This window comes from Flavonifractor plautii ATCC 29863, from assembly GCF_000239295.1.
In the GTDB taxonomy this organism is placed as follows: domain Bacteria; phylum Bacillota; class Clostridia; order Oscillospirales; family Oscillospiraceae; genus Flavonifractor; species Flavonifractor plautii.
Genome location: NZ_JH417852.1, coordinates 1 through 4,075 on the forward strand (window position 1 = coordinate 1; position 4,075 = coordinate 4,075).

Consider the following 4,075-nt stretch of genomic DNA (forward strand, 5'->3'; position numbering starts at 1 on the left):
CCTTGCGGCTACTCGCGTTTGGCCGTCTGCGGGGACAATCCTTGCGGCGGCCTGCGTCCCGGCCCCTGTAGGGGCGGCCCTTGTGGCCGCCCGTTCCAGCGTCAGGAGCAGATGGACATGGTTGGGCATGATAACCTGGTGCTCCACCCGTACCCCGGTAAGCGCGATGGCCTCCGCCACGCACTCCCCCAGCGGGGTGAGAACGAGGGGCGGGCGACCACAAGGGTCGCCCCTACGGATGGAGGAGAGGACGGGGCGGTGCGCTGAGGTGCAGAACGTCACAAAATAGGTGCCGCCCGCGCCGTAGTCCCACCCCCGCAGGCGGGGGTTCTTCCGCTCCGGCCTATCGGGCGTCACTGCGGCCCACCAGATAGTCGATCGTTACCCCAAAATAATCCGCCATGCGGATCAGCGTGCTGACGGAGGCCTCCCGTTCGCCATTCTCATAGCGGTGATAGGTTCGGAGGTTAATTCCCGAGGCATTCGCGGCCACGGACTGAGAGACATGCTTTTCTTCCCGCAGGAGCAAAAGCCGTTCTGCAAAAGTTGCCATAAAACCTCCTTGACATTGACCGAATGGGCAATGTATAATAGAAATAGAATTGACCGTTCGGTCAAAGATCGGGGGGCTATCCGATGGAACAAATTTTAGACGTTCTCTACAACTATATCCAGGAAAACCGGATTGCGTATTATCTGAACGGCGACCCGGAATACTGTCTGGCCGGGCGGCGGATGGACGAGGCGGAGGAGTGGCTGGAGGCCAACCTGCCGCCGGAGGCCAGGGCGCGGCTGGAGCGTCTGGCGGCGGCCCGCGCCGAGCGGGACTTCCGGTATGAGCGGGCGCTGTTCCGCTGCGGGCTGGGCCTGGGGCTGGAGCTGGCCGGGTCAGGCCGGCTCCCCGGATAGGGACCACTTGTTGGCCCCGGTGATCTTCACGTCCACAAACTGGCCGATCAGGCCCTCGTCCCCGGTCAGACGCACCAGCCGGTTGCCGGGGGTGCGGGCGGTGAGGCCCTTGTCGTCCCGCCCGTCCACCAGGCAGCGGACGGTTTTTCCGATGTAGGCGGCGTGCTTTTCCTCGGAAATCTGGTCCTGCCGCTCCACCAGCCGCTGGAAGTGGGCCGCCTTCTCCGCCTTGGGGATGGGATCGTCCATTTTGGCGGCGGGGGTGCCCTCCCGGGGGGAGAAGATGAAGGTGAACAGCGCGTCGAAGCGCACCGCGTCGATGAGGGTCATGGTGTCCTCGAACTCCTCGGCGGTCTCGCCGGGGAAGCCCACAATCACGTCGGAGGTGATCACCACGTCGGGGATGGCCTGGCGCAGGCGGCGCACCTTGTCCAGGTAGCCCGCCCGGTCGTACACCCGGTTCATGGCCTTCAGAATCCGGTCGTTCCCCACCTGGAAGGGCAGGTGGAAGCAGGGGGCGATCTTGGGGGAGGACGCCATGGTGTCGAAGAGCTTCTGGGAGGCGTCCTTGGGGTGGCTGGTCATGAAGCGGAGCAGGAAGTCCCCGGGGAGCTCCGCGGCCGCCTTGAGCAGATCCGCAAAATCCATGGGCTCGTCCAGATCCTTGCCGTAGGAGTTGACGTTCTGGCCCAGAAGGGTGATGTCCTTGTACCCCTCGGCCACCAGGCCGCGGATTTCGTCCAGGATGATCTCCGGCTTCCGGGAGCGCTCCCGCCCACGGACGTAGGGCACGATGCAGTAGGTGCAGAAGTTGTTGCAGCCGTACATGATGCTCACCCACGCCTTCACCCCCTCCTGGCGCACCAGGGGGATGCCCTCGGCGATGGAGCCGGGCTCGTCGGCGATGTCGAAGATGCGCCCCCGGCGGGTCACAAGGCGGTAGAGCAGCTCCGGGAACCGCCAGAGGGCGTGGGGGCCGAAGACCAGATCCACCTGCCGGTAGGAGTCCTTGATCTTCTGCGCCATGTGGGGCTCCTGGGCCATGCAGCCGCACACGCAGATGAGCTGGCCGGGCTTGGCCCGCTTGGTGTGCACCAGCGCGCCCACGTTGCCCAGCACCCGCATCTCGGCGTGCTCCCGGATGGCGCAGGTGTTGATGACAATCAGGTCGGCCTCCGCCTCACTCTGGGTGAACTGGTACCCCATCTCGCTGAGGTAGCCCCGCAGCCGCTCCGAGTCGGCCTCGTTCTGCTGGCAGCCGTAGGTGTCCACAAAGGCCAGGGGCGCGGACGGCCGGGCGGCGAACCGCTCATGAAGTTTCTGGCAGAAATCCCGCTGGCGGTCCATGTCCGCGGGGGAAATTCGGGTGGTCTGTCGATTCAAGCTGGTTCCTCCAAAAAGAGTATTTCAATCTCAAAATCATATCACTTTTCCTGTCGAAACACAAGCGGAAACCCCTTTTCGTTGACGGAAACTTTCTGGGAGTATATAATAGAAAAAACCAGGCAAGAGAGAGAGAGGCGGGGCCATGAAAACGCTGGTCATCGAGCGGGAGGCCGTAAAGAACAACATCGGCGTCATTAAGGAGCGGGCGGGCGAGGCCGTGATCTACGCGGTGCTCACCGGCGACGGCCAGGGGGCCGGGCTGGTGGAGCTGGCCCGGCTGCTGCGGGAGGAGGGCATCGGCCGCTTCGCCGTCAGCGAGCCCGCCGAGGCCGCCGCCCTGCGCAGGGCGGGCTTTGTGGAGGAGGAGATTCTGATGCTCCGCCCCACCGTGGACCGGGCGGAGCTGGAGCAGCTCATCGACCTGAACGTGGTGTGCACCGTGGGCTCGGCGGACACGGGCATGGCCCTCAACGGCGCGGCGGAGGCCCGCTCCACCGTGGTGGAGGCCCACATCCAGATCGACACCGGCATGGGCTTCGGCGGCTTCCTGGCCGACGAGCCGGAGAAGATCCTCTCGGTCTACCGCAACCTGCCCAATGTGGCCGTGTCGGGCATCTGCACCCAGCTCCACGCCCGGAAAAAGGGCGGAGAGGATCTGGCCGCCCGGCTGGGGCAGTTCCACCGGGTGGTGGAGGCCATCCGGGCCGCGGGCTTTGAGACGGGGGTTGTCCACGCCGCCGGGTCCTACGCCCTGCTCCACTGCGCCGACGCCCGGCTGGACGGGGTGCGGGCGGGCTCCGCCCTGCTGGGCCGCTGCCGCCGCGTCCACGGCGACGGGCTGTACCGGGTGGGCTACGGCGAGGTGGGCATTGAGGAGACCCGCTGGCTCCCCAAGGGACACACGGTGGGCAGCGCCCGTCCCGTCGTCCTCCGGCGGCCCACCCGCGTGGCGGTGCTGCCCGTGGGCTATCAGAACGGCTTCGGCGTGGCCCGCGCCCAGGGCGGCGGCCTGGGCGCCCTGCTGCGGCGCTGGCTGGCCGCCCGGCGGCGCACTGTCCGCGTCAACGGCCAGCGGGCCCGCATCCTGGGGGCCATCGGCGCCATTGAGACCGTGGTGGACGTCACCGACCTCAAGTGCTCCGCCGGCGATCCGGCGGTGTTCGACATCGACCCCCTGTACGCACGGGGGTTTGTGCGGGAGTACCGGTAGCCCGGCGGCCCGTGCGGAGAACGCAGGGGCGGGGCCCACACCCGCCCGCCGGACGGATGCGGGCGGGAGAGGCCGCCCTGGGAGTGCCGGCCCCTACAACACACAAAGAGAAGGGAATTTGAGCGATGCGCGCAGTTGTTACCAGAGTGAAGAGTGCCTCCGTCACCATTGACGGCCGGGTGAACGGCGAGATCGGCCAGGGGCTGCTGGTGCTGCTGGGGGTGGGCCTCAGCGACACCGAGGCCCAGGCGGTAAAGCTGGCCGACAAGGTGTGCGGCCTGCGGATTTTTGAGGACGAGAACGAGAAGATGAACCTGAACCTGGAGGCGGTGGGGGGCGCGCTGCTGGTGGTGAGCCAGTTCACCCTCTATGCCGATACCAAGTCCCGCCGCCCCGGCTTTACCGGGGCCGCCAAGCCGCCGGTGGCCATCCCCCTCTATGAGAAATTTATGGCCGAGTGCGCCGGGCGGGGCTTCCAGGTGGAGCACGGCGAGTTCGGCGCGGATATGCAGGTGTACTCACAGAATGACGGGCCTGTGACGATTCTGCTGGACACCGACCAGATGTAGG

Annotated in this window: 6 protein-coding genes; 3 read left to right on the forward strand and 3 right to left on the reverse strand. The window is 66.5% G+C overall.

What is annotated here, in order from left to right:
* Both HMPREF0372_RS17885 and HMPREF0372_RS17890 read right to left on the reverse strand, forming a co-directional pair.
* A partial coding sequence (locus HMPREF0372_RS17885; RefSeq protein WP_007495653.1) for a transposase occupies positions 1 to 357 on the reverse strand: 357 nt, incomplete at its 3' end.
* On the reverse strand, positions 344 to 553 hold the full coding sequence (locus HMPREF0372_RS17890; protein ID WP_007495654.1) for a helix-turn-helix domain-containing protein: 210 nt from the start codon (positions 551 to 553) through the stop codon (positions 344 to 346). The genes HMPREF0372_RS17890 and HMPREF0372_RS17885, both read right to left, overlap by 14 nt.
* An 83-nt stretch (positions 554 to 636) precedes the next feature.
* Between HMPREF0372_RS17890 and HMPREF0372_RS17895 the strand changes: the two genes are divergently transcribed.
* A complete protein-coding gene (locus HMPREF0372_RS17895; protein WP_007495655.1) occupies positions 637 to 909 on the forward strand; it encodes a DUF6809 family protein in 273 nt (90 codons plus the stop codon).
* Here HMPREF0372_RS17895 and miaB read toward each other — a convergent pair.
* On the reverse strand, positions 889 to 2,292 hold the full coding sequence (miaB, locus tag HMPREF0372_RS17900; RefSeq protein WP_039998014.1) for a tRNA (N6-isopentenyl adenosine(37)-C2)-methylthiotransferase MiaB: 1,404 nt from the start codon (positions 2,290 to 2,292) through the stop codon (positions 889 to 891). The genes HMPREF0372_RS17895 and miaB overlap by 21 nt on opposite strands.
* A gap of 145 nt (positions 2,293 to 2,437) precedes the next feature.
* Here miaB and HMPREF0372_RS17905 point away from each other — a divergent pair, with 145 nt between their 5' ends.
* Positions 2,438 to 3,505, forward strand: a complete 1,068-nt coding sequence (locus HMPREF0372_RS17905; RefSeq protein ID WP_007495657.1) for an alanine racemase — start codon at positions 2,438 to 2,440, stop codon at positions 3,503 to 3,505.
* Between the two features lie 125 nt (positions 3,506 to 3,630).
* Positions 3,631 to 4,074, forward strand: coding sequence for a D-aminoacyl-tRNA deacylase (gene dtd / locus HMPREF0372_RS17910; protein ID WP_007495660.1), 444 nt, complete (start codon positions 3,631 to 3,633; stop codon positions 4,072 to 4,074).
* Position 4,075: the final 1 nt, after the last annotated feature.

Bases quoted from the DNA above. Each gene is read 5' to 3' on its own strand.
- HMPREF0372_RS17890 (WP_007495654.1), bottom strand. From the start codon at position 553: ATGGCAACTTTTGCAGAACGGCTTTTGCTCCTGCGGGAAGAAAAGCAT.
- dtd (WP_007495660.1), top strand. From the start codon at position 3,631: ATGCGCGCAGTTGTTACCAGAGTGAAGAGTGCCTCCGTCACCATTGAC.
- HMPREF0372_RS17895 (WP_007495655.1), top strand. From the start codon at position 637: ATGGAACAAATTTTAGACGTTCTCTACAACTATATCCAGGAAAACCGG.
- HMPREF0372_RS17905 (WP_007495657.1), top strand. From the start codon at position 2,438: ATGAAAACGCTGGTCATCGAGCGGGAGGCCGTAAAGAACAACATCGGC.